Source organism: Kitasatospora sp. NPDC059812, from assembly GCF_042732075.1.
In the GTDB taxonomy this organism is placed as follows: domain Bacteria; phylum Actinomycetota; class Actinomycetes; order Streptomycetales; family Streptomycetaceae; genus Kitasatospora.
On record NZ_JBHWIO010000010.1, the window covers coordinates 20,423 to 41,097 of the forward strand.

The window sequence follows — 20,675 nt, forward strand, 5'->3', positions numbered from 1 at the left end:
CCCAAGCCCAGGCCGCCGAAGCCCTCGGCGCCCCCCGCGGCCCCCTCAATACCCGCATCCGCGACGCCCAGCTACGCCTGCGCACCCAACACGCCGACCCCCCCCCCCCCCCCCCACTCGCCCCGTCCCTCCCGCCAGTTCCCGGGAGCCCGTCCGCTTCTGTGAGCCCGCCTGCTCCCGCGCGCCCGCTCGGTCCCGCTAGCCCTTCCGCGGCAGCAGCCGGACCAGGCCCACCAGCACCAGCTCCAGCACCGCCAGCGCCGTCACGCTGCGGCCGAACGCGGCCGCCGGGTCGCCTCCGCCGTAGTAGAGCAGGCCGATCAGCGCGATGCCCAGCGCCCCGCCGACCTGCTGCACGGTGGCCAGCACCCCGGCGGCCGAGCCGACCAGCTGGGGCTCGACCCCGGCCAGCACCACGGAGGTCACCGGGGCGATCACCAGGCCCATCCCCAGGCCGTCCACGAACAGCCCCGGCGTCAGCCACCACACGCTCCCGCCCGGCGCGCCGTACACCGCGAGGGCGAGCAGGCCCAGCCCGACGGCCATCAGCAGCCCGCCGACGCCGATCGTCCGGGCCCCGCCGAGCCGGGCGGCGACGCGGTGGGTGGCGTTGGAGGTGAGCAGGTAGCCGAGGCCGATCGCCGTGAACACCAGCCCGGCGCCGAGCGCGTCCAGACCGCGGCCCAGCTGGAGGTACAGGGCGAGCACCAGGAAGAAGGACGCCTGGCCGAGCCAGAAGGCGAGCTGGGCGAGCAGACCGGCGCCGAAGGCCCTGGTCCGGAACAGCCGGGTGTCGACCAGCGGGGCGGCGGAGCCGGGGGCGGAGTCGCTGCCGGAGCCGGAGCCGGTGGCGGTGGCGGTGGCGGTGGCGGTGGCGCGGGTCCGGGTGCGGTGCTGATGCACCACGAAGCCGGCCAGCAGGGCGACCGCGCCGCCCAGGCAGAGCCAGGTCCACAGCGGCCAGCCCTGTGCGGGGCCCTGGATCAGCGGCAGCACCAGGGCGGTCAGCGCGGTGGTGACCAGCAGCACGCCCACCGGGTCCAGGCCCGGCCGTTGCGGGGCGCGCGACTCCGGCAGGCAGCGGCGGACCAGGGCCAGGGCGGCCAGACCGATCGGCAGGTTGATCAGGAAGCAACTGCGCCAGCCGAGGCCGAAGAGGTCCGCCCGGATCAGCAGCCCGCCGATCAACTGGCCGAACACCGCGCCGACGCCCATGGTCAGCCCGTACCGGGCGAAGGCCCGCGCCTGCGCCGCGCCGCTGAACGCCGTCCGCAGGATCGCCAGCACCTGCGGGCCCATCAGCGCCGCCGCCAGGCCCTGCACCACCCGGGCGCCGACCAGCGCGGCGGCGGTGGGGGCGAGGCCGCAGCCCGCGGAGGCGAGGGTGAACAGGGCCAGGCCGAGCCCGAACACCCGGCGCCGGCCGTACCGGTCGCCGAGCCGGCCGGCGGTGACCAGGCCGGCGGCGAGGGCCAGGCTGAATCCGGCGATCACCCACTGGACGGCGGCCGGTCCGGCGCCCAGGTCGGCCTGGACGGACGGGACGGCGACGTTGACGACGAAGAAGTCGAGGGCGGTCATGAAGGTGGCGGTCAGGACGACCGCCAGCAGGCCGCGCGGGGCGCCGGCCGCCGCCTCGACCTCGGGCGCGGTGGTGCTCGCGGTGGTGCTCGCAGTGTTGCTCGCGGCGCCGGGCGCATTGTCGGTTGCATTGCCGGTCGCGGTCGCGGTCGATGGGCGGGCGGTCAGGACGGAGCTCATCTCGGCTTCTCCTCAGTGGGGTTGGGGGGAGTGGGTCGGGGGCGGTGGGGTCGCCCCCCGACCCGTCCGGCCTGCCGTCAGGCGCCCGGGACGCGGTCCAGGAAGCCGTACACCGAGCCGATCCGCCCGTCCGGCGAGGCCACCAGGACGTCGAAGCCGATCACCACCGGCTCGGCGCCGGCCGGCCCGAGGTTCCAGGTGAACCGGGCGATGTCGTGGTGCGCGTCCACCGGTCCGAGGGTGAACTCCAGCCCGGGGAACTGGGCCTGGGCCGCGCCGATCAGCGCGTCGATCGCGTCCCGGCCGGCGACGGCGGCCAGCGGGTCGGTGTACCGGCCGTCCACGGCCCACACCTCGTCGATCAGCTTGCGGCGGGCGGCCGGGTCGGTCTCGTTCCAGACCGCGAGGTAGCGCTCGGCGAGCTGCTGGAGGGCGGTGGCGGTGATCTCGGTCATGGTCTTCTCCCGTGTCCCGGTGGGTGGTTGAGCGGCTCGTTCCCGCTGCTCACCAAGGTAGGGACGGGCCGGCGCGGGCGAATCAGTCACGTATCGGCATGGGGGTACGTAGCGTCCGGCGGGGGGTACGTAGGTGTGCTCGGCGGGCCCGTCCGTACCTGCGGCCGGGAGGGCCTCGGTAGGGTCGGGGGCATGCTGTACGGGAGGGAACACGAACAGTCCGTCGTGGCGGGACTGTTGGACGCGGCACGGGAAGGCCGCAGCGGGGTGCTGCTGCTCCGGGGCGAGCCCGGGATCGGCAAGACCGCGCTGCTGGACCACGCCGTCGGGCGGGCGGGCGAGGCGTTCCGGGTGATCCGGGCGGCAGGCGTCGAGTACGAGGCGGAACTGCCCTTCGCCGGGCTGAGCCTGCTGCTCGCACCCGGCCTCGACCGGCTGCACGCCCTGCCCGGGCCGCAACGGCGCGCCCTGGAGGCGGCGTTCGGGCTCGCCGAGGAACGCGCCCCGGCCGACCGGCTGCTGGTCGGGCTCGCCACCCTCGGACTGCTCGCCGAACTCGCCACCGAACAGCCCCTGTTGTGCGTCGTCGACGACGCACAGTGGCTGGACGACGCCTCCCTCGACGCCCTGCTGCTGGCCGCCCGCCGGCTCCAGGCCGAAGGAGTCGCCCTGCTGCTCGCCGCCCGCACCGGCGGCGCCGCACCGGAACTCCCGACCACGGGGTTCCCCGAGCTCCGACTGACCGGCCTGCCCGAGCCCGACGCCGCCCGGCTCCTGGACCACCGGGCCGGCCCCGACCTGCCCGCCGCCGTCCGCGAGCGGCTGCTCGTCGAGGCGGCCGGCAACCCGCTCGCCCTCGCCGAACTCCCCATCGCCACCGGGGCGCAGGCGAACATCCCCGGCTCGCCGGCACCCGCGCCCGGCGGCCTGCCGCTCACCAGCCGGCTGCTGATCGCCTTCCACGGCCAGGTCACCGGCCTGCCCCCGGCCACCCAGACCCTCCTGCTGGTCGCCGCCGCCGAGGAGACCGGCGAACTCGACGTCGTCCTGCCCGCCGCGGCCGTCCTCGGCGTCCCCGCCGAACACCTCGGCCCCGCCGAGGAATCGGGCCTGGCGAGCGTCACCCCCGACCGCCGGATCGCCTTCCGCCACCCGCTCCTGCGCACCGCCATCCTGCAACGCGCCCCGCACCACCAGCGACTGACGATCCACCATGCCATCGCCGGAGTGCTGCCGGACGGCGACCGCCGCACCTGGCACCAGGCCCACGCCGCCACCGCCCCCGACGCCGCCCTCGCCGATGCGCTGGAACGCACCGCCGTCCGCGCCGAGGCCCGCGGCGCCCACGGCGGCGCCGCCGCCGCGTACGAGCGGGCCGCCCGGCTCACCCCGGACCGCGACGCCGCCACCCGCCGCCTCGTCCTGGCCGCCGAAGCCGCCACCGAAGAAGGGAAGTTGGCGCAGGCCGAGACACTCGCCGACGAGGCCGGGGCCCGCACCGACAACCCCCTGGCACACGCCCTGCTCGACCAGGTCAGGGCCACCGCGCACTTCTGGCGCGGCTCCTACCCGACCGCCTACCGGCTGCTGCTCGACGCCGCCGGCACCGCCATCGAGGCGCCGCACGCCGCCCGGATGCTGTTCCAGGCCTTCCACACCGCCTGGTACGCGGGCGAGGAACCGGTGATCGCCGTCCTCGACCGGCTGGCCGCGCTACCGCTCGCCGACGACAACCCGCTCACCCCGCTCGCCCGCCACCTGCCCGCCGCCGTACTGCCCGCCCTCGGCCGGCCCGCACCGCAGCTCCCCGCCGCCCGCGACACCGCCGCGGCAGCCCGCAAGGCCGGCGCCGAAACCCCCGTCGACCTCGTCCAACTTTGCGGCGCCACCCTCATCCTCGGCCGCGACGACGAGACCGCCGAACTCGGCGGCGAACTCGTCGCCGAAGCCCGCGCCAAGGGCACCATCGGCGTGATGCCCACCCTCCAGTTCTTCCTCGCCGAGGCCGAACTCTTCCACGGCCGCCACCGCGACGCCGAAGTCACCGCCACCGAAGCCCTCGCCCTCGCCCGCGACACCGGCCAGCACCAGTGGACCAGCCAACTCACCGCGCTCCTCGCCTACCTGGCCGCCCTCGACGGTGACACCGACCGCTGCACCCGGCTCACCGCCGAATCCCTCGCCACCACCGGCCCGCAGACCGCCGCCCCCGCCGCCGGCCGCCCCTGGGCCCACTGGGCACTGGCCCTGCTCGACCTCGGCCACGGCCGCGCCGGCGACGCCGCCGACCGGCTGCACACCCTCACCACCGGCCCCCACCGGCACCACGTCAGCGCCACCCGGGCCGTCCCCGACCTGGTCGAAGCCGCCGTCCGGTTCGGCACCCCCGAACGCTCCGCCGAACCCTACGAACGCTTCGCCCGCTGGAGCGCCGCCGCCGACCGCCCCTGGACCGAAGCGCTCCGGCTCCGCTGCCAGGCCCTGCTCGGCCCCGACGAACTCGCCGAACCGGCCTACCGCGCCGCCCTCGACCTCCACGAAGGCACCCACCGCCCCTTCGAGCAGGCCCGCACCGCCCTCCTCTACGGCGAATGGCTGCGCCGCTCCCGCCGCCGCACCGACGCCCGCCCCCACCTGCGTGCCGCCCTCGAAACCTTCGAACGCCTCGCCGCCCACCCCTGGGCCGCCCGCGCCCGCACCGAACTCACCGCCACCGGCACCCCGGCCCCCACCAGCAGCCCCACCGGCACCCCCGACTCCCCCCTCACCCCCCAGGAACTCCAGATCACCCGCCTGGCCGCCCAAGGCCTCACCAACCGCGAGATCGCCGCCCAACTCTTCCTCAGCCCCCGCACCATCGCCCACCACCTCTACAAGGCGTACCCCAAACTCCACATCACCTCCCGCACCGACCTCCCCACCACCCTATGACACCCCCACCCACACCAAAGGGCCCTCCCGAAACACCTCCGGCAGGGCCCTGATCTCCACTCGCGGGGGCTGCCCCCACCTTCGTCGAAGTCGAGCAACACGTGCTTCACCGGCCGCAGCAAGTCAGCTGGCTGCTGAGGGGTGCCGGTCATGGCTGGCGCTCGTAGGCGATCGTGGACCACACACTGTCGAACCACATCTGGGCCTGCTGAACGTGCTGCGATCCGAGTGAGGCGTCGTCCGGGCCGGCGGCGTGGTGGAACAGGGTGGTGTCCTCACCAAAGGAGACATCGACGCCTGGGAGCGCACGGAGCGCGAGCGCGGCTACGCGGCCGGCAGCATCAGGACGTGGTGCGGCACCCTGCACCTCATTCTTGCGGACGCCGTCGACGAGGAACTGCGGGACTCCAAGCCAGCGACCCGCCGCCGCGGCCGGCGCAAGCGCGGACTCGAGAAGGTCGTGACCGATGCTCTCGGCATCCTGCTGGTTGCTGAGCGGGCCGTTCTGCTCTCGGGCCGCGACGACGAGTTCGTTGCCGTCGTGGTTAAAGGGCTACACAGGCATGCGCTGGGGCGAAATCGTTGGCCTGGAAACGGAGTTCGTCCGCCCGGCCGCCATCCGGGTCGAGCACCAGCTGTACGAGCTGGACTCCGGTGAGTTCCATCGCTGCCCGCCCAAGGATGACTCGTACCGCACGATCGACTCGCCGGGGTTCCTGTCCGCCCTGCTCTCCGGGCAGATGGCCCGGGTGAAGGAGGCACCCTGCGAGTGCCACGGCCTGCGGTACCTGTTGAGCGGACACGGCGCCGCCAACGGAGCGGCCCAGTGACCCGGCGCGAAGGTGACCGACGTCGCGCGGGCCGCTGGCTTCTCCACAGGGACCGTGTCGAACGTGCTGAACCGCCCGGCGGCGGTGGCCGAGGGCATGCGGGCGAGGGTGGAGAAGGCCATGGCCGACCTCGGCTACGTCCGGTGGCAGGCGTCCGGGGATAACGCTGCGCACTGGCGGAGGAACGGGTTCGCCACCTGGCTGTTCCACCCGGCGGCCACAGGCTGGTACCCGACGAAAGCCCCGGAGGAGGCACGCCCGGTGCCGGTGCTGCCGGACCCGTGGCCGGGCATCCCGGCCCACGGCCGGGGAGCCGCCGCCCGTGCCCAGACATGTTGGTTGCCGATCGTGCGCGGCCTCACGCCACACGGGCTGCGGCATTCGCACAAGACGATGATGGACGAGCTGCGGACGCCCGCGAAGCTCAAGGACGAGCGGATGGGGCACGAGGACGGCTTCCGTCCAGGCCCGCTACTCCCACATCTCGCCGGAGATGCGCCGGGACCTCATGGAAGGGCCGACCCGGATGTGGCGCGCGTCACTCGAAGTTCGCTGGCGGATGTCGCCCGGCTCTCCTGTGGCCGCTCTGAACGCGTTGCTGGCGGATCCTCACTAGATCTGCGGCCAGCGCGGATGCTGGAAACTCGACAGAGGATTGTTCAGGGCCGATGCGCTGGCTTGGCATCGGCCCTGAACTGAAAATCCTGCGAGCTGTGCAATCAGGCTTCGGCCGGGAAAGGGCCGGTGATCGAAATGCCTTGAGTGTTCGGAGCTAAGCCTCTGATTTCGCATGCTTGATGACGGGTGCCACAATAGATTCGTCACCTTCTGACCAAAGGGCATGGCGAATCCCGTTGATCAAAGTTGACTTGCGTGGGCTGCCGTCGTCAACCATGCTGAGCTTGGCCGAGACCCAGGTTCCCTGGCCCGGGATCGGTAGCTCCAGGTCTGCGGCAATGTCAGGGTCGGGCTGACTGTAGCCGAGGATAACTATGCCACTCTTCCGAAGATGCTTCCGGGCATCGCGCACGCGTTTTGGGCTGTCATGTTGCGTCGCCACGGTTACGACGGTTGTCCTGTCGACTAGCTGGCCTGGAACCTGCCTGAACAGCTCGTTGACTCGCAACTGTCCGCCATTTCCTCTTCCACGGTAGCCATCGGATGCGTGGAATATTGCTTCAACCTTCTCCGGCGATCTGTCCCGCAGACGGAGAAGGAAGTTCTCGGGAAGCTCGCCGTGCTCGACGATCCAGCGAGTTCCGCTTCGGCTGGCGGCAGAAGTCCCGCGCTTCTGGTCGCCATTCAATCCGTTGTTCAAGACATCCGAGGTGATGCGAAGAAGGCCGACCTGGAAATTTCCGGTTCGGTCATCTGCTCGCATCACGAGGCAGATATGACCATCGGCCTCTTTCGGGATTGTCCATGATTTTCCCATCGTGAATTTTGCGTCCACATGCTGGCCGCAAATCACGTAGTCCATCGGACTTCCATAGCCGAGATCGAATTCTGTGCGGGTGACGATCTCTACCTTGGTCCCGAGGTAGGTCTTCTCTGTCTTCTCGACTCTTCCTTTGCCCTCTTTGATGTAGAGGTCGAAACGAGCTGTCCGCTGACCGTCGAGTACTTCGTCGATGGACTTGCGGAAAACCTGCCCGAATCGAGCATCAAGGTCTTCTTGGCTCCGAAACCAGGACTCGACGGCATCGAGTCCTGGGTCTGCGCTCTGGCCAGCGAGCGGCGGTGGGTTGGTCGTCATCTCGAACAAGGGTGGCTCGTCAGTCACGCCTTCACCCTATGAGCCATGGAATCGCTCACGCCAGGCTTTCTGATCACTGAACCAGCGCGGTCATTCCATTCGCCTGTCCCGGGCCAGGCTGCCGGGGCGGGAGTCTTCTGACGCATCGTCGAGCCGGCTGAGGTTGGTCGGCGATAGCGTCTGAGCCGTGACGGTGGCGCGATCGCGGCTGAAGTCTCATGCGTCCTGGCAAGTCTCGTCGGTCGACTGCTGACTCGTGGAGGTCCACGTGCTCAAGTTTTGAAACTTCTCCTCGGTCGGCGTCGCCCATCCGAACGCAGCACTGAGGATGTGCATGGCCAGCCGCGGTGGCACGGCGTTGCCGATCTGCTGACCGACGTCACGTCCGGACCACGGGTAATTCGTCGGGAAGGTTTGGAGTCGACCCGCTTCGGAGGGGGAGAAGCGGTCGAGTTCGGAGCCGTCCGGGCCGACTACGCGATTGCGCGAGATCTTGCCGGTGACCGTGGCGGAGGGCTCTCCGGATCCCCTTCGTCCACGGGCCTTCGGATCGCCACCGGTTCCGTAATTGGAGATGACCTCGAAGGCGGTCGGGCGGCTGACGACGTCGGCCATCGCCCTCCACGGCAGCAGGTTCATGTCCCCGGATTCTCGGGCAACGCCCTTGCGGTAGATGCGATGGGTCGCAGATGGAAGGGTCACCGGATCCTTGCCGTGCCGGGCAACCAGGACGGCCCGCCGGCGGGTTTGCGGGACGCCGAACGCCTCGGTGTGCAGGATGCCGCAGTCCACCTGGTAGCCCTCATCCACCAGGGCCTTCGCGTATGCCTCCCAAACGGGAAGTACAGCGGGCACCTGCTCAAGGACGATCGCCCGGTAGGGGCGGTCGAGCTTGTCGATGGCGTCGAGAGCCCACATGAGAGGTTGCAACACGAGCCCTGTGCGTTCGTCGTCCAGTTTGGAGAGGTCCTTCTCGATCTCCTCGCGGTCCTCGCGGGCGACAAGCCGTTCGACGAACCGCAGGACCTCGTCGAGCGCCTTGCGGCCGACGCCCGTGCCGGCGACGGTAAAGGTCTGGCACGGGGGTCCTCCGGCCAGCACATCGGCTTCGGGAAAGTCGGACGGCCCGTACAAACGGACGTCGCCCTCGACGGTCTCCAGGCCTGCGGCACGGCGGGTGGTGCAAGCGGCAGAGTCCCATTCGACACCCACGGTGGGGATGCCGAGCTTCTCCGCCGCGACGTCGAGCCCACCGGGGCCGGCGAACAGGTCCACAATCTTGGTGGGCTGCACTTGGATCTCCTGGTTGTCGTAACGGGGCGACGGTGTCGGGACTTGGTAGGCCCGATTGCCCGCTCTGACGGCCGTTTGCTGGCGACCATGCAGCGTACCGCGGCGCACTGACAAGGGGAGTTGTGCGCCGTGGCGCGGCGACGGGCAGTGTGTGCCTGCTCCGCGCTGCCACCGCGTGTGGTTGTCACCGGCTGGCTGCTCGCAGGCGATGAGCCCTGCGGACGTTCGGGAGACATCCCAAAATCAAGATCTTCTCTCAGGATTCTCCCGAGAGCCCCGTGATAACCAGTCAGGGCCGGTAACCCTTGAGGGTCACCGGCCCTGAGCTGGTGTTACTGGGTCGGGGTGGCGGGATTTGAACCCACGGCCTCTTCGTCCCGAACGAAGCGCGCTACCAAGCTGCGCCACACCCCGGTCCTGCGGTTTGTTGCTCCGTCTCCTTCGCAACGAGTAGAACTCTACCGGACGCTCGCCGAGACACGAAATCCGGTTCTTGGCGGGCGTCCGGTGCAGGTCAGCGGGGGGCCGGGGTGAGGGTGAGGAGGGTGGCCTCGGGGGGGCAGGCGAAGCGGACGGGGGTGTAGCGGTTGGTGCCGCAGCCGGCGGAGACGTGGAGGTAGGAGCGGCGGCCGCCGGCCTGGTGGGTGGAGAGGCCCTTGACCCGTCGGGCGTCGAGGTCGCAGTTGGTGACCAGGGCGCCGTAGAAGGGGATGCAGAGCTGGCCGCCGTGGGTGTGGCCGGCCAGGATCAGCGGGTAGCGGTCGGCGGTGAAGGCGTCGAGGACACGCAGGTAGGGGGCGTGGACGACGGCGAGGGAGAGGTCGGCGTCGGGGGAGGGGCCGCCAGCGACCTCGCTGTAGCGGTCGCGGCGGATGTGCGGGTCGTCGAGGCCGGTGAATTCGAGGTCGAGGCCGTCGATGGTGAGCCGGCCGCGGGTGTTGGTGAGGTCGAGCCAGCCGGCCGCGTCGAAGCCGTCGCGGAGCTTCTCCCACGGGTTGTGGACGGCGTCGGTGATGCCGCGGCGGCCGGTGCCGTCGGCGTTGTTGAGGCCGTGGGCGCCGCTGCGCATCGCCTGGAGGTAGCGGGCCGGGTTCTTGCGGGCCGGGCCGTAGTAGTCGTTGGAGCCGAAGACGTAGACGCCGGGGAAGTCCATGAGGGGCCCGAGCGCGTCCAGGGCGGCGGGGACGCCGAGGGGGTCGGAGAGGTTGTCGCCGGTGTTGACGACGAGGTCGGGGCGCAGGCCGGCGAGGCTCTGCAGCCAGCGCTGCTTCTTGCCCTGCCCGCTCACCATGTGGATGTCGGAGACCTGCAGTACCCGGATGGGCCGGGCGCCGTGGGGCAGGACGGGGACCTCGACCCGGCGGAGCCGGAAGGAACGGACCTCGTACCCGACGGAGTAGGCGAGGCAGGCGGCGCCGGCGGCGGCGAAGCCGAGGGGAACGGAGTACAGCGGTCGCATCGCTCCATGCTCTCAGACGGTGGATCAGCCGGTGAACGTCCGGTGGCCGTGCGCGGATGCGGGGCCACCGGCGGGTCGGCCACGTGCCGGCGGGTCCGCTGCGTGCCGGTGGCCCCGGTGTCTGCCGACGGGCCGGTTAATGGCAAGCGACCGAACGCCGCAGGTGGGAGACTCGGGGCCATGACGACGCTCAAGGCGAAGCTGCACGAGGACCTCACGGCCGCGATCAGGGACCGGGACGAGCTGCGCTCGTCCACCATCCGGCTCACGCTGGCCGCCGTCACCAGCGAGGAGGTGGCGGGTAAGGCGAAGCGCGAGCTGTCCGATGACGAGGTGCTGAAGGTGATCGGCCGCGAGGCGAAGAAGCGCCGGGAGGCGGCGGAGGCGTTCGACACCGCGGGCCGGGTGGAGCAGGCGGCCCGGGAGCGTTTGGAGGGCGAGGTGCTGGCGGGGTACCTGCCCAAGCAGCTCTCCGACGAGGAGCTGACCGCGATCGTGGCGGCCGCCGTCGCCGAGAGCGGGGCGGCCGGTCCGCAGGCGATGGGCGCTGTGATGAAGCTGGTGAAGCCGAAGGTGGACGGCCTGGCGGAGGGCGGCCGGGTGGCCGCCGCGGTGAAGGCGGCGCTGACGGGCTGAGCCCCGCCGCCAGACCCGAAGGCCAGAAGGGCGCCGGTGGCCAGGGCCCGGATGGCACCGTCGGCCAAGCCCGAAGGGGCGCCCTCCGTTTGTGATCTCGGAGGGCGCCCCTTCGTCGTGTCGTGCCCGGGCCGGGGGCCGGTCAGCCGTTGTTGCCGCCGTGCTTGCCGCCGTTGCCGTTGCCACCGTTGCCGCCGTTGTTCCCGCCGATGACGCCCGGCGGGAAGGTGAACCCGCCGCCGATCATCCCGCCGGCGTTGTTGCTGCCGCCGCCCGGGTTGCCGCCGCCGGGGTTCCCACCCGGGTTCCCGCCCGGGTTGCCACCGGGGCTCCCCGCGGGGTTCCCGCCCTGGGGCGGCGGGTTGCCGCCGGGCTGCTGCTGGGCGTTGGGGTCGGCCGGCGGCGTGGCCCCGCCGCTCTGGTTGGCGTTGGGGTCGGTCTTGGGCGCCGGGTCCGGGATGTTGATGGTCTGGATCTGCTCCGGCGACGAGCCCTTGAGGGCCTGGTTCATCGCCAGCTGCCAGATCGGACCGGGGCCGTCGGCGCCGAACACCTCGTCGAAGTGCTTGCCGCCGATGTTGATGTTCTTCATCTTGACGCCGCCGGCCGGGCCGCCGAGCCAGACGGAGGTGGCCAGCGACGGGGTGTAGCCGCTGAACCAGGCGGCCTTCTTCTCGTCGGTGGTACCGGTCTTACCGGCGATCTGCCGGCCGTCGTCGAGCTTGAGCGCGGCCGCGGTGCCCTTCTCGGTCACGTTGAGCAGGACGGTGTTGAGGGCGTCCGCGGTCTGCTCGGAGAAGGCCTGGCTGCAGGTGGTCTGCGGGACCTTGACCTCCTTGCCGTCGACCGTGCTGATCTTGTTGATCGCGACCGGGGTGCAGTACTTGCCGCGGGCCGCGAAGGTCGCGTAGACGTTCGACATGGTCAGCGGGCTGAGCTCCAGGGTGCCGAGGACCATCGAGGGGACCTCCTGGAAGGCGTCGCCCTTGGCGGACTGGGTGATGCCCAGCTTGTTGGCCATCTGCTTCATCGCGCAGAGGCCGACCTGCTGCTCCATCTGCACGAAGTAGGTGTTGACCGAGAGGGCCATGGCCTGCTTGAGCTCGTACGGGCCGACCTCGCCGGTCGACTCGTTCTTCACCGTGGCCTTGGGCTTGTCGGTGTTCCTCCAGGTACCCGTGCAGGTGGTCATCTGCGGGTAGTCGATCTTGTTCTCGGAGGGGAACGGCTGGGTGGGCGACAGGCCCGACTCCAGGGCCGCCGCGGCGAGGATCGGCTTGAACGTCGAGCCGGTCTGGAAGCCGTTGCCGCCGCCCATCGCGGAGTCGACGTTGAGGTTGACGACGGTCTGGTTCTTGTTCGGGTCCAGGCCGTACGGGCGGGTCTGGGCCATGGCCAGGATCTTGCCGGTGCCGGGCTCCATCATGGTCGCGGCGGCCGAGACCGTGTCCGTCACGTTGACCTTCTTGGTGACGGCGTTCTGGGCGGCGGCCTGCTTGTCCGGGTCCAGCGTGGTGTAGATGTTCAGGCCGCCGGTGTCCCACAGCTTCTTGCGGTCGGCGACGCTCTTGCCGAACGCCGGGTCCTGCTTGACCACGTGGCGCACGTAGTCGCAGAAGAAGCCCATGCCGGCCTGGGCGGTGATGCAGCCGTTCTGCGGGTCCTTGAACTTCAGGCCCAGCGGGGCGGCCTTGGCCTCCTTGGCCTGGTCCGCGGTGATGTGCTTGTTCTCGAGCATCTTGTCGATCACGACGTTGCGGCGCTTGACCGTGTTGTCGGGGTAGCGCACCGGGTCGTAGGACGACGGGTTCTGCACCATGCCGGCCAGGGTGGCGGCCTCGGCGACGGTCAGGTCCTTGTTGCTCTTGCTGAAGTAGCGCTGGGAGGCGGCTTCGATGCCGTAGGCCTGGTGGCCGTAGAAGGTGATGTTGAGGTAGTTGGTGAGGATCTGGTCCTTCGACAGGTCCTCTTCCAGCTTGATCGCGACCTTGAGTTCCTGGATCTTGCGGCCCAGGGTCTTGCGCTGCGCCTCCAGCACCGCGGCCTGGTCGTCGCCGGCCTTCTCGACGTTGACGTTCTTCACGTACTGCTGGGTCAGCGTCGAGGCGCCCTGCGAGGTGGTGCCGCTCTCGGCGTTCTTGCCGATGGCGCGGAGCACGCCCTTGAGGTCGACGGCGCCGTGCTCGTAGAAGCGGGCGTCCTCGATGTCGACCTGGGCGTGCCGCATGAACGGTGACATCTGGTCGGCGGTGAGGACGGTGCGGTCGCGCTCGTACACCTTGGCGATCAGGCCGCCCTTGGCGTCGAAGATCTGCGTCGCCTGGGTGAGCGGCGGGGTCTTGAAGTCATCGGAGATGTTGGAGAAGCTCTCCGCCGTGTCCTTGGCGGTCAGCCCGATGGCGCCGACGGCGGGCAGGGCGAGGCCTGCCAGCAGGACTCCGGAGAGCACGCTGACGCCCAGGAACTTCACTCCGTGTCCCGCGATGTCGAGCGGCGACTCGCGGCGCTTATCGCGCGGAGCTCCGGTGTTGCCTGGGGGCTGGGATGCCTGGGGGCGCTTCGGTGCCATGAGGAGAACCCTACGTCCCGGAATCCCGCCCATAGGGGCAGGTGTTCCCCTACGCTTGTCACAAGCTTGCGACAGCTTCGGTGCGTCAACACCATTCACTCTTGTGAGTGCAGAGACTTGCCCGAATTGCCCGATATTAGAGGGTTTTTGAGGCGGCTGGGGCCTGCTGTATCCGTGTGAACGGTAGCGCTCCGTGATGACGTGCGTGGCGAGAGTTGCCGCGCCGCGATTGACAAGGCTTGCGACCTGCGATCACTCCAACGAGTGAGCTGACCGGTACCCATAGTCCAATCGGGTCATGCGAGATTGAGCCCGGAGGGGCTGTTGCTCGCTGTCGTTCTTCCGTAACGTCCTCAACTGGCAACGGTGAATATGCCGTTGCCGCCGTGGGGGAGCCTCGATACGGGAGAGGACGGCGCCGGGATGGGCTGGGTTGACGACTGGAGTGCGCAGGCCGCCTGCCGCACGAGTGATCCGGACGAGTTGTTCGTCCAGGGGGCGGCGCAGAATCGCGCCAAGGCGGTGTGCAGCGGTTGCCCCGTCCGCACGGAGTGCCTGGCGGACGCACTGGACAACCGGGTCGAGTTCGGGGTCTGGGGCGGGATGACGGAACGCGAGCGCCGGGCGCTGCTGCGCCGCCGCCCGACGGTCATCTCGTGGCGGAGGCTGCTGGAGACGGCCCGCACCGAGTACGAGGAGTCCCTCGCGACCGGCGTGATACTGACGGACTACGCCCAGGCGGGCTGAGCACGCCGGCGCGGTGCGGACCCGCGCCGTGGCAGACCGGTGCCGGGGGGCCATCGGGCTGAGGACATCGGTGCCCAGCGCACCCGTGTCCGGCGCACCCGCGCCGAGGACGTTCACGCTGAGGACATCCGTGCTGAGGACATCCACATCGAGGGCGTCCGCGCCGGGCGCACCGGTGCCGGGCGCCCGGGCCGGGCCGGTGCCTACGCGGTGCCGCTGAGCCGGTCCCCGATGGCGCGCAGCCCGTCCAGGTCGTGCACGTCGCCCGGCAGCGCGGCGACCTCCACGATCGGCACGTCCGGGTACACGGAGACGAAGCGGTCGCGGGTGCGGCGCTCCCGCCCCATGATCTGCATCCGTTCGGCGTGCAGCCTCAGCAGCCCGGCCGCGAGCAGTTCGGCCTCGGGCGAGGCGTGCTCCGAGCCGTTCTCCTCCAGTGCCTCGGCGGCCGCCAGCGCCCGTTCCGCGGTGAGCTGCGGCGCGCCCGAGCCGTGCACCCGGTTGAGCACCAGACCGGCCAGCGGCATCCGGTCCGCGGCGAGCCGGTCGACGAAGTACGCCGCCTCGCGCAGCGCGTCCCGCTCCGGCGCGGCCACCACCAGGAACGCCGTGCCCGGCGCCTTGAGCAGCTGGTACGTGCGGTCGGCGCGCTCGCGGAAGCCGCCGAACATGGAGTCCATCGCGCTGACGAAGGTCTGCACGTCGGTGAGCAGCTGGGCGCCGAAGATCTTGCCCAGGGTGCCGGTGATCAGGCCCATGCCGGCGTTGAGGAACCTCATCGCGCTGCGGCCGCCGACCTTGGCCGGGGCGGTCAGGATCCGGATCACCCGGCCGTCGAGGAAGGAGCCGAGCCGGTTGGGCGCGTCCAGGAAGTCCAGCGCAGAGCGGGACGGCGGGGTGTCGACGACGATCAGGTCCCATTCCTCGGCGTCGCGCAGCTGCCCGAGCTTCTCCATCGCCATGTACTCCTGCGTGCCCGCGAAGCCGGCCGACAGGGACTGGTAGAACGGGTTCTCCATGATCGCCTTGGCCCGTTCGGGCTCGGCGTGGGCGAGCACGACCTCGTCGAAGGTCCGCTTCATGTCGAGCATCATGGCCTGCAGCTCGCCGTCGCCGGTGACCCCCTTGACGACTCGGGGGGTGTTGTCCAGCTCGGTGAGGCCCATCGACTGGGCGAGCCGGCGGGCCGGGTCGATGGTCAGAACGACGACCTTGCGGCCGCGTTCGGCGGCCCGCAGGCCGATCGCCGCGGCGGTGGTGGTCTTGCCGACGCCGCCGGAGCCGCAGCAGACGATGATCCTGGTCCTCGGGTCGTCGATCAGCCTGTCGACGGCGAGCCGGCTGCCGGCGGCCCGGACACCGCTGCCGCCGTTGCCGACCCCGCCGCTGCCGCTGCTACCGCCGCCGTGGGCCCGGCCGGCCCCGCCGTTCCCGCCGGCTCCGCTGGTTCCGTTGGTGGTCACGCCGCCCCCTGCCGCTTCAGTTCGCCCGCCAGCCGGTACAGCCCGCCGAGGTCCACGCCCTCGCCCAGCAGTGGCAGTTCGTACGTGGGGAGCCGCAGTTGCTGGAGGTCGGCGCGCTGCTCGCGCTCCAGCTCGACCCGCTCGGCGTGCTCCCTGGCCTGCTCCAGCAGCGGGTCGAGCAGCGGCTCCACCGCCGCCCGGACCGTCTCCGGCTTGCGCGAGCGTCCGCCGAGCCCGGCCTCGCCGAGGGCCAGGGCGACCTCCTCGCGGTGGTTCCCGTCCACCGCGGCCACCGCCGCGGCGTCCAGCACCGGCGGCCGGACCATGTTGACCATCACCCCGCCCACCGGGAGCCTGGCCTCGCGCAGTTCGGCGAAGCCGTCGACCGTCTCCTGCACCGGCATCTCCTCCAGCAGGGTGACCAGGTGCACCGCGGTCTCCGGCGATTTCAGCACCCGCATCACGGCCTGCGCCTGGGTGTGTATCGGCCCGATCCGGGCCAGCCCGGCGACCTCGGCGTTCACGTTCAGGAACCGGGTGAGCCGCCCGGTCGGCGGCGCGTCCATCACGACCGCGTCGTAGCGGCGGCGGCCGTCGGGGCCCTTGCGCCGGGCCGCCTCGCAGGCCTTGCCGGTGAGCAGGACGTCCCGTACGCCGGGCGCGATGGTGGTCGCGAAGTCGACGAAGCCGACCTTCTGCAGCGCCTTGCCGGCCCGGCCGAGCTTGTAGAACATCTCCAGGTACTCGAGCAGCGCCTGCTCGGGGTCGATGGCCAGCGCGAACACCTCGCCGCCGCCCCCGCCGCCCCCGTCGTCGGGGGGCAGGCCCAGTTGGGCGCGGGAGACCGCGGCGATCCGGCGCTCCTCGTACGGGAGGGCGGCGATGCCGAACAGTTCGGCGATGCCCTGGCGCCCCTCGACCTCGATCAGCAGCACCCGGCCGCCGTCGGCGGCGAGCGCCAGCGCCAGCGCGGCGGCCAGCGTGGTCTTCCCGGTGCCGCCCTTGCCGCTGACCACGTGCAGCCGGACGCCCTCCCAGTCGGGGTCGCGCCGGGCCGCCTGGCCGGGGGTGCGTGCCACGCTCCGTCTCCGTCCGTCTCGTGGGCCGGGGCCGCTCCGTCGGCCGGCCCGAACTACCGGTGCCCTCTCGCGAGGGTAACCAGGGAGCGCGCCGGATGCCCGGAGCACCAGGGGGGCCGGGCCTGAATCATGCCCCCTTTGTGGGCCACCTCACACGCCGGTCCGTGGGCGGCGCCGATCGCGGTGGCCGCTCGTCTAGAGTCTGGCCATGACCAAGTGGGAATACATGACGGCGCCTCTGCTCGTGCACGCCACCAAGCAGATCCTGGACAACTTCGGCTCGGACGGCTGGGAGCTCGTCCAGGTCGTGCCGGGCCCGAATCCGGAGCAGCTGGTGGCCTACTTCAAGCGGGAGAAGAACGCATGAGCAAGGTCGAGGCCAAGCTCGCCGACCTGGGGCTGACCCTGCCGCCGGTGGCCGCTCCGGTCGCCGCGTACGTGCCGGCCCTGCGCTCGGGCGAGTTCGTGTTCACCTCCGGCCAGCTGCCGGTCGTCGGCGGCAAGCTGCCGAGCACCGGCAAGGTCGGCGCCGAGGTCTCCCCGGAGGAGGCCAAGGAGCTCGCGCAGACCTGCGCGCTGAACGCGCTGGCCGCGATCAAGTCGGTGATCGGTGACCTGGACCAGATCGAGCGGGTCGTGAAGGTGGTCGGCTTCGTCGCCTCCGCCCCCGACTTCACCGGCCAGCCGGGCGTGATCAACGGTGCCAGCGAGCTGCTCGGCAAGGTGCTGGGCGAGGCCGGGGTGCACGCCCGCAGTGCGGTCGGCGTCGCGGTGCTGCCGCTGGACGCCCCGGTCGAGGTCGAGCTCCAGGTGCGCGTCAAGAGCAGCTGAGTGTGATCGCGAAAGGCGGGGTTGGGCCTGTCCAACCCCGCCTTCGTACGCTTAGCATCCGGGCATGGACCATCGAGCGACGACGCTCCCGATGCCGCCCGGTTGGCCCGCCCGGATCCGGGCGGTCGACTCCGGCGTGCTGACCCCGCCGGTGCCCAGGCTCGCCGCGACGGTCGTGCTGCTGCGCGACGCGGCCGCCGGGCCGCAGGCGTACCTGCTGCGCCGGCGCACCTCGATGGCCTTCGCGGCCGGCATGTACGCCTACCCTGGCGGCGGGGTGGATCCGCGCGACGCCGAGGTGGAGACGGGCTGGGCCGGACCGGCGCCCGAGGAATGGGCGCGGCGGCTCGGGGTGGACGCCCGGACGGCGCGGGCGGTGGTCTGCGCGGCCGTCCGCGAGACCTTCGAGGAGGCCGGCGTCCTGCTGGCCGGCCCGGACGCGGACAGCGTCGCCGCGCCGCGCGACTGGAGCGCCGAGCGGGCTGCGCTGGAGGCGCACGAGCTGTCCTTCGCCGAGTTCCTCCGCGACCACGCCCTGGTGCTGCGCAGCGACCTGCTGGGCGGCTGGGCCCGCTGGGTCACCCCGGAGTTCGAGGAGCGCCGCTACGACACCTGGTTCTTCGTCGCGGCGCTGCCGGCCGGGCAGAGCGCGGCCCTGGAGGTCGGCGAGGCCGACCGGGTGGCCTGGCTGACGCCCGCCGAGGCCGTCCTCGGCTACCAGGAGGGCCGGTTCGGGATGCTGCCGCCGACCGTGACGGTGCTGCGCGAGCTGGCGCCGGTGCGCACCGCCGCGGAGGCGCTGGACGCGGCCGCCGGGCGGTCGCTGGAGCCGGTGCTGGGCCGGGCCGAGGTCCGGGGCGACCGGATGACGGTCCGCTGGCCCGGGTACGACGAACTCACCATCGACGGGGACTTCCCCGAGGACGCCTGACCGCACCGGCCCCGCCCTCGTCGGCGCTGTCGCCGACGACGCCGCCGAACAGACTCGAAACAGAGAACAGAGAGGACCGACGCCCGATGACCCACAACGCCGTGGCTCGCCGGACGGCACCCGAGCTGCCCGCCCGCCGCCTGATCCCCCGTACCCCGGCCTGCGAGAGTCAGGTCCCGTTCGTCGAGACGGCCCAGCGGCCGCTCGTCCGGGTCCTGCCGCTCAGGGCCCTGCACCGGCCCCGCGGGGACAACCGGTGAGCGGGCTCCTGCCGGGCGACCCGGCCGCCACCATCGACGGCGAGGCCACGCCCCGGGCGCTGTGCGTGCTGGCGCCGAACCCGTCGCCGATGACGCTGGACGGCACCAACACCTGGCTGCTCTCCGAGCCCGGCTCGGACCTCGCCGTGGTGGTCGACCCCGGCCCGCTGCACGAGGGCCACCTGCGCCGAGTGGTCGACCTCGCGGAACAGCGGGGCAAACGCATCGCGCTGACCCTGCTCACCCACGGCCACGCCGACCACTCCGAGGGCGCGGCCCGCTTCGCCGAACTCACCGGCACCGAGGTGCGCGCCCTGGACCCGGCGCACCGGCTGGGTTCCGAGGGCCTGGTCAACGGCCAGCGGCTGGACGTCGGCGGCCTCGACCTGCGGGTGGTCGCCACCCCCGGCCACACCTCGGACTCGCTGACCTTCCACTTGCCCGCCGACGGCGCGATCCTCACCGGCGACACCGTCCTCGGCCGCGGCACCACGATGGTCGCCCACCCCGACGGCCGGCTCGGCGACTACCTGGACTCGCTGCGCCACCTGCACACGATGGCCTCCGCGCACGGCGTGCGGACGGTGCTGCCCGGCCACGGTCCGGCGCTCGCGGACGCGCTCGGCGCCGTCGACTACTACCTCGCCCACCGGGCCAACCGGCTCGCCCAGGTGGAGACCGCGGTCGAGGCCGGCTGCCGGACCGCGGACGAGGTGGTGGCCCGGGTCTACGCCGACGTCGACCGGGCGCTCTGGCCGGCCGCCGAGCTCTCGGTCCGGGCGCAGCTGGAGTACCTGGAGGAGCACGGGCTGATCCCGGGCCTCGACTGATCCCGTCGCGCGCGGGGCGGGCAACGGAACGCCGAAGGGCCCGTCCGCGCGGACGGGCCCTTCGGCGGTTACGGCGTGAAGACGTGAGCGCGCCGAGGTCAGCGCGAGCGGCGCGACAGCCGCTCGACGTCCATCAGCACCACCGCGCGCGCCTCCAGCTTCAGCCAGCCGCGGCCGGCGAAGTCGGCGAGCGCCTTGTTGACCGTCTCGCGGGAGGCGCCGACCAACTGGGCCAGCTCCTCCTGGGTGAGGTCGTGGGCGACGTGGATGCCCTCCTCGGACTGCACGCCGAAGCGGCGGGAGAGGTCCAGCAGGGCCTTGGCGACGCGGCCGGGCACGTCGGAGAAGACCAGGTCGGACATCACGTCGTTGGTCCGGCGCAGGCGGCGGGCGATGGCCCGCAGCAGCGCGATGGAGACCTCGGGGCGGGCGTGCAGCCAGGGCTGCAGGTCGCCGTGGCCCAGGCCGAGCAGCTTGACCTCGGTCAGCGCGCTGGCGGTCGCGGTGCGCGGGCCCGGGTCGAACAGCGACAGCTCGCCGATCATCTCGCTGGGGCCGAGGACGGCGAGCATGTTCTCGCGTCCGTCCGGCGAGGCGCGGTGCAGCTTGACCTTGCCCTCGGCGACGACGTACAGCCGGTCGCCCGGGTCGCCCTCGTGGAACAGCGACTCACCACGGGCGAGGGTCACCTCGGTCATGGAAGCGCGCAGCTCGCCGGCCTGTTCGTCGTCGAGTGCCGCGAAGAGTGCGGCGCGCCGCAGAACGTCGTCCACGTGCTTCCTCCTTCTCGGCCGTTCGGCGGGTGGGCCGTCCGGCGCAAGTTCCGTACCGTGCTCTGCATCAC

The 20,675-nt window shown here is 71.7% G+C and carries 17 protein-coding genes, 1 tRNA gene and 1 pseudogene; 9 read left to right on the plus strand and 10 right to left on the minus strand.

Annotation, left to right across the window (positions count from 1 at the left end):
* Nucleotides 1-198 precede the first annotated feature (198 nt).
* Nucleotides 199-1,761, minus strand: a complete 1,563-nt coding sequence (locus ACFV6D_RS07825; RefSeq protein ID WP_380558884.1) for an MFS transporter — start codon at nucleotides 1,759-1,761, stop codon at nucleotides 199-201.
* A gap of 77 nt (nucleotides 1,762-1,838) precedes the next feature.
* A complete protein-coding gene (locus tag ACFV6D_RS07830) occupies nucleotides 1,839-2,216 on the minus strand; it encodes a nuclear transport factor 2 family protein (protein ID WP_350881950.1) in 378 nt (125 codons plus the stop codon).
* Nucleotides 2,217-2,408: 192 nt separating this feature from the next.
* On the opposite strand from ACFV6D_RS07830, the gene ACFV6D_RS07835 reads away from it, so the two are divergent.
* Both ACFV6D_RS07835 and ACFV6D_RS07840 read left to right on the plus strand, forming a co-directional pair.
* Nucleotides 2,409-5,147: an AAA family ATPase gene (locus ACFV6D_RS07835; protein ID WP_380558887.1), complete on the plus strand. Its 2,739-nt coding sequence runs from the start codon at nucleotides 2,409-2,411 to the stop codon at nucleotides 5,145-5,147.
* 274 nt (nucleotides 5,148-5,421) lie between these two features.
* Nucleotides 5,422-6,593: pseudogene (locus ACFV6D_RS07840) on the plus strand (LacI family DNA-binding transcriptional regulator); the annotation flags it as partial.
* Between the two features lie 156 nt (nucleotides 6,594-6,749).
* Here the strand turns inward: ACFV6D_RS07840 and ACFV6D_RS07845 are convergent.
* The 4 genes from ACFV6D_RS07845 to ACFV6D_RS07860 all read right to left on the minus strand — a co-directional run bounded on the left by ACFV6D_RS07845 (nucleotide 6,750) and on the right by ACFV6D_RS07860 (nucleotide 10,485).
* A complete protein-coding gene (locus ACFV6D_RS07845) occupies nucleotides 6,750-7,760 on the minus strand; it encodes a NaeI family type II restriction endonuclease (protein WP_380558889.1) in 1,011 nt (336 codons plus the stop codon).
* 189 nt (nucleotides 7,761-7,949) lie between these two features.
* Nucleotides 7,950-9,026: a DNA cytosine methyltransferase gene (locus ACFV6D_RS07850; protein WP_380558891.1), complete on the minus strand. Its 1,077-nt coding sequence runs from the start codon at nucleotides 9,024-9,026 to the stop codon at nucleotides 7,950-7,952.
* Nucleotides 9,027-9,366: 340 nt separating this feature from the next.
* A tRNA-Pro gene (locus ACFV6D_RS07855) sits at nucleotides 9,367-9,440 on the minus strand.
* 100 nt (nucleotides 9,441-9,540) lie between these two features.
* A complete protein-coding gene (locus ACFV6D_RS07860; protein ID WP_063348659.1) occupies nucleotides 9,541-10,485 on the minus strand; it encodes a metallophosphoesterase in 945 nt (314 codons plus the stop codon).
* Between the two features lie 180 nt (nucleotides 10,486-10,665).
* Between ACFV6D_RS07860 and ACFV6D_RS07865 the strand changes: the two genes are divergently transcribed.
* On the plus strand, nucleotides 10,666-11,121 hold the full coding sequence (locus ACFV6D_RS07865; protein WP_363370512.1) for a GatB/YqeY domain-containing protein: 456 nt from the start codon (nucleotides 10,666-10,668) through the stop codon (nucleotides 11,119-11,121).
* A gap of 142 nt (nucleotides 11,122-11,263) precedes the next feature.
* Here ACFV6D_RS07865 and ACFV6D_RS07870 read toward each other — a convergent pair whose 3' ends face one another.
* Nucleotides 11,264-13,690 (minus strand): transglycosylase domain-containing protein, encoded by a 2,427-nt coding sequence (locus ACFV6D_RS07870; protein ID WP_079135766.1) that lies wholly within the window; start codon nucleotides 13,688-13,690, stop codon nucleotides 11,264-11,266.
* A gap of 423 nt (nucleotides 13,691-14,113) precedes the next feature.
* On the opposite strand from ACFV6D_RS07870, the gene ACFV6D_RS07875 reads away from it, so the two are divergent.
* The gene (locus ACFV6D_RS07875) at nucleotides 14,114-14,437 is read left to right on the plus strand and encodes a WhiB family transcriptional regulator (RefSeq protein WP_030240986.1); all 324 of its coding nucleotides are present in this window, start codon (nucleotides 14,114-14,116) and stop codon (nucleotides 14,435-14,437) included.
* 203 nt (nucleotides 14,438-14,640) lie between these two features.
* Here the strand turns inward: ACFV6D_RS07875 and ACFV6D_RS07880 are convergent, their stop codons facing one another.
* On the minus strand, nucleotides 14,641-15,759 hold the full coding sequence (locus ACFV6D_RS07880; RefSeq protein WP_063351282.1) for an ArsA family ATPase: 1,119 nt from the start codon (nucleotides 15,757-15,759) through the stop codon (nucleotides 14,641-14,643).
* Nucleotides 15,760-15,896: 137 nt separating this feature from the next.
* The gene (locus tag ACFV6D_RS07885) at nucleotides 15,897-16,979 is read right to left on the minus strand and encodes an ArsA-related P-loop ATPase (RefSeq protein WP_063348661.1); all 1,083 of its coding nucleotides are present in this window, start codon (nucleotides 16,977-16,979) and stop codon (nucleotides 15,897-15,899) included.
* A 208-nt stretch (nucleotides 16,980-17,187) separates the two neighbouring features.
* Here ACFV6D_RS07885 and ACFV6D_RS07890 point away from each other — a divergent pair, with 208 nt between their 5' ends.
* The 5 genes from ACFV6D_RS07890 to ACFV6D_RS07910 all read left to right on the plus strand — a co-directional run bounded on the left by ACFV6D_RS07890 (nucleotide 17,188) and on the right by ACFV6D_RS07910 (nucleotide 19,831).
* Complete coding sequence (locus ACFV6D_RS07890) at nucleotides 17,188-17,346, plus strand: DUF4177 domain-containing protein (RefSeq protein ID WP_167745864.1); 159 nt, start codon at nucleotides 17,188-17,190, stop codon at nucleotides 17,344-17,346.
* A complete protein-coding gene (locus ACFV6D_RS07895; RefSeq protein WP_350881963.1) occupies nucleotides 17,343-17,810 on the plus strand; it encodes a RidA family protein in 468 nt (155 codons plus the stop codon). The genes ACFV6D_RS07890 and ACFV6D_RS07895 overlap by 4 nt, the downstream gene beginning before the upstream one ends.
* Nucleotides 17,811-17,874: 64 nt before the next feature.
* Complete coding sequence (locus ACFV6D_RS07900; protein WP_350881965.1) at nucleotides 17,875-18,741, plus strand: NUDIX hydrolase; 867 nt, start codon at nucleotides 17,875-17,877, stop codon at nucleotides 18,739-18,741.
* An 86-nt stretch (nucleotides 18,742-18,827) separates the two neighbouring features.
* The gene (locus tag ACFV6D_RS07905) at nucleotides 18,828-19,001 is read left to right on the plus strand and encodes a hypothetical protein (RefSeq protein ID WP_159398479.1); all 174 of its coding nucleotides are present in this window, start codon (nucleotides 18,828-18,830) and stop codon (nucleotides 18,999-19,001) included.
* Complete coding sequence (locus tag ACFV6D_RS07910; RefSeq protein WP_380335637.1) at nucleotides 18,998-19,831, plus strand: MBL fold metallo-hydrolase; 834 nt, start codon at nucleotides 18,998-19,000, stop codon at nucleotides 19,829-19,831. Before ACFV6D_RS07905 ends, ACFV6D_RS07910 begins: the two co-directional genes overlap by 4 nt.
* Before the next feature lie 98 nt (nucleotides 19,832-19,929).
* On the opposite strand, the gene ACFV6D_RS07915 is transcribed toward ACFV6D_RS07910, so the two are convergent.
* Nucleotides 19,930-20,604: a Crp/Fnr family transcriptional regulator gene (locus ACFV6D_RS07915; protein WP_030240972.1), complete on the minus strand. Its 675-nt coding sequence runs from the start codon at nucleotides 20,602-20,604 to the stop codon at nucleotides 19,930-19,932.
* Between the last annotated feature and the right edge of the window lie 71 nt (nucleotides 20,605-20,675).

Coding starts and splice junctions, on each gene's coding strand:
- ACFV6D_RS07825 (WP_380558884.1), bottom strand. CDS start 1,761: ATGAGCTCCGTCCTGACCGCCCGCCCATCGACCGCGACCGCGACCGGC.
- ACFV6D_RS07830 (WP_350881950.1), bottom strand. CDS start 2,216: ATGACCGAGATCACCGCCACCGCCCTCCAGCAGCTCGCCGAGCGCTAC.
- ACFV6D_RS07835 (WP_380558887.1), top strand. CDS start 2,409: ATGCTGTACGGGAGGGAACACGAACAGTCCGTCGTGGCGGGACTGTTG.
- ACFV6D_RS07860 (WP_063348659.1), bottom strand. CDS start 10,485: ATGCGACCGCTGTACTCCGTTCCCCTCGGCTTCGCCGCCGCCGGCGCC.
- ACFV6D_RS07865 (WP_363370512.1), top strand. CDS start 10,666: ATGACGACGCTCAAGGCGAAGCTGCACGAGGACCTCACGGCCGCGATC.
- ACFV6D_RS07870 (WP_079135766.1), bottom strand. CDS start 13,690: ATGGCACCGAAGCGCCCCCAGGCATCCCAGCCCCCAGGCAACACCGGA.
- ACFV6D_RS07875 (WP_030240986.1), top strand. CDS start 14,114: ATGGGCTGGGTTGACGACTGGAGTGCGCAGGCCGCCTGCCGCACGAGT.
- ACFV6D_RS07890 (WP_167745864.1), top strand. CDS start 17,188: ATGACCAAGTGGGAATACATGACGGCGCCTCTGCTCGTGCACGCCACC.
- ACFV6D_RS07895 (WP_350881963.1), top strand. CDS start 17,343: ATGAGCAAGGTCGAGGCCAAGCTCGCCGACCTGGGGCTGACCCTGCCG.
- ACFV6D_RS07900 (WP_350881965.1), top strand. CDS start 17,875: ATGGACCATCGAGCGACGACGCTCCCGATGCCGCCCGGTTGGCCCGCC.
- ACFV6D_RS07905 (WP_159398479.1), top strand. CDS start 18,828: ATGACCCACAACGCCGTGGCTCGCCGGACGGCACCCGAGCTGCCCGCC.